Origin of the sequence: Aeromonas sp. S11(2024) (genome assembly GCF_041402345.1) — a bacterium.
GTDB classification, from domain to species: Bacteria; Pseudomonadota; Gammaproteobacteria; order Enterobacterales; family Aeromonadaceae; genus Aeromonas; species Aeromonas veronii.
Window position 1 is genome coordinate 1 of record NZ_JBGLRC010000057.1, and the last position, 2033, is coordinate 2033.

At 55.5% G+C, this 2033-nt stretch carries 4 protein-coding genes and 1 pseudogene; all 5 read right to left on the reverse strand.

The window, feature by feature from the left end:
* Positions 1-111: 111 nt before the first annotated feature.
* Positions 112-456: pseudogene (locus ACB040_RS20675) on the reverse strand (JAB domain-containing protein); the annotation flags it as partial.
* A 108-nt stretch (positions 457-564) separates the two neighbouring features.
* Positions 565-822, reverse strand: coding sequence for a hypothetical protein (locus ACB040_RS20680; protein ID WP_338773976.1), 258 nt, complete (start codon positions 820-822; stop codon positions 565-567).
* Positions 815-1225, reverse strand: coding sequence for a hypothetical protein (locus tag ACB040_RS20685; RefSeq protein WP_338773978.1), 411 nt, complete (start codon positions 1223-1225; stop codon positions 815-817). Before ACB040_RS20685 ends, ACB040_RS20680 begins: the two co-directional genes overlap by 8 nt.
* A gap of 9 nt (positions 1226-1234) precedes the next feature.
* On the reverse strand, positions 1235-1660 hold the full coding sequence (locus ACB040_RS20690) for a DUF2787 domain-containing protein (protein ID WP_338773980.1): 426 nt from the start codon (positions 1658-1660) through the stop codon (positions 1235-1237).
* A 19-nt stretch (positions 1661-1679) separates the two neighbouring features.
* Positions 1680-2033: YkvA family protein (locus ACB040_RS20695; protein ID WP_371156321.1), on the reverse strand; the 354-nt coding region annotated here is incomplete at its 5' end.

A 2033-nucleotide genomic window follows, 5' to 3' on the forward strand; every position in this document is an offset into this window, starting at 1 on the left:
CGAGTTTGAATTCGGCAGTAAATGAGCGACGTAATCTTGTCATTGAACACCTCAGGTCATGGTGGCGACTGTACCACCTAAAATGGTGTCCGGGATGATTAGACCACTACAGTTATGCACCAGCATCAGAGCTGCAGCATTGAGCGCCAACGCACGTTTAACAACTTCCCGTGGGTAGACGGAGGCACTGCTGAGCGTGCCGCGAAATAGCTCCTCATATGCCAGGATCCGATGCTGGTTGTCCAAGAACAGTATGGCAAATACTTCATGCTCTCTGCTCTGCAACAGGGTTTGTAGTGCCTGCTGAGCCAAGTGTTTGTCGGTAATAGCTTCTCCTTTGGCCAGTTTCTGACGGGCAATCTGGTTGGCGATAGTCAACAGGTCCTCTTCGTTAATCAGCTCAGTGACGAGGTAGGTGCCGGGGATCTCCCCAGCGATCAATTTGTGATGCAACATGATGTACTCCATACGCCATCGCCCCACCGCGTGGGATGCGGCAGGGTCGGCGAGGTGTTTGGTTAATAGGTTGGTAAATGTGGTGGTTGCAGGATTGGCTGGAGGTGTTCAGGCCGCAAGGGTGTGAGTGGTGTAGTCGTGCAACGGGACGTCGTAATTGGTCGCAAGCAGGGTGCCTAGCTGGGTTAGCCAGCGGTGATCCGGGTGGTCGCACAGCCATTGAGCCAGTGCTTTGCCCTGTTCGTTTTCATAGCGCAGGTAGAGGGCATAACCGTCCACTGGCTGGCCTTGGTCATGTACGACTTCAATCTGACCATCGCGCTCAAGATAAGTCTCCAGTTCGATGGCGATCACGGCGTTAATCATCTTCGCTCTCCATGTCGGCGATGGGGTCACTCTCCACGGCATAGCCGCGATGGATGCAGATGCGCTGCAGGTCAGCCAGGAAGCTTGCAAGCACGCGAGGCTGATCGGTGAGTGAGACGGGCCCTTCTTGGCAACGCCAGAAACTGCTGTGTTTAGGGTCGATACAGATCTCATCTTTCGGCTGACTCATAGTGCGCCCGTCATCGGCATTGGTGATTGAGAGCAGTTGCCCCTGCACACCAGACCAGCGGACCTGCAGAGTGACTGTGCGGATGTGTGGACTATCCGGTGTCAGGTGCAGCAACCAGCGCTGACTACTGCGGGTAGGGGTTATCTTGGCGTTGGCGGCAACTTGTCCCAACCATTGACGTGAGTAGTGGGAGAGCGCTAATTCTTGGCTCATCGTGTCCTCCTAATATCCTGCGACCGTGACGCTGAAACACTCCAACCGGCAGTAGGCAATGAAGTTGCTCTGCCAGATATCGAACAGCTCCCGCGCTTCTGCCAGCCGCAGTGGTCCCCAGCCCAACATGGTGTGTTCCCCATCGAGGAAGTTGAAATCGAGTTCCTTGCTGAGCTCGGCATCCGAGCCCAGCCCCTGATAACTGAAATCGGTGACGTAATCGAACAGCCAGCCATCGAGCCCACGGATCAGGCGGATCTCGACTGGGTGCACGCCGCCTTGCTCGGCACTGTAGCCGGGGTTACGAAAGTTGAAAGTCAGTTGGGTTAAGCGCTCAAGATTGAGCTCGGTTTTAGCGACTTCTTGGTCGAGCAGAACCAGCAATGCTTGTGCAACGGGCAGGGCAAAGCCGTCCCGGAAAAAGGGAATGGTCATGGTGTACTCCTTGTGGGGGTTAATCTTGGCCGAACAGCTCGCGCATTTTTCTGGCCACTCGGGCACGGATCTGTTCATCAATAAAGGCGGCAATGCTGGCGAGAGCTGCACTCAGTACCGCGATGTCATCGGCGAGTCCCATCGGCAACACATCCGGGATCGCATCAATGGGCGATATAAAGTAGGCCAGCGCACTGTAGATCAGCAGCTTGGCCCAAAGTGGCAGGTCATCCTTCTGGCTGGTGTAGTAGAGCAACAGGCTGGTCTCGATAAAGGGCCGACCGGCACGTTTGGCAAAGGCCCAGAGTTTGTGCCAAAAACCTGGGTGATCGAACGGCTCGCATTCAGGGGGAATGCAGGGGGGCATAGTGTG

Coding starts and splice junctions, on each gene's coding strand:
- ACB040_RS20680 (WP_338773976.1), bottom strand. CDS start 822: ATGATTAACGCCGTGATCGCCATCGAACTGGAGACTTATCTTGAGCGC.
- ACB040_RS20685 (WP_338773978.1), bottom strand. CDS start 1,225: ATGAGCCAAGAATTAGCGCTCTCCCACTACTCACGTCAATGGTTGGGA.
- ACB040_RS20690 (WP_338773980.1), bottom strand. CDS start 1,660: ATGACCATTCCCTTTTTCCGGGACGGCTTTGCCCTGCCCGTTGCACAA.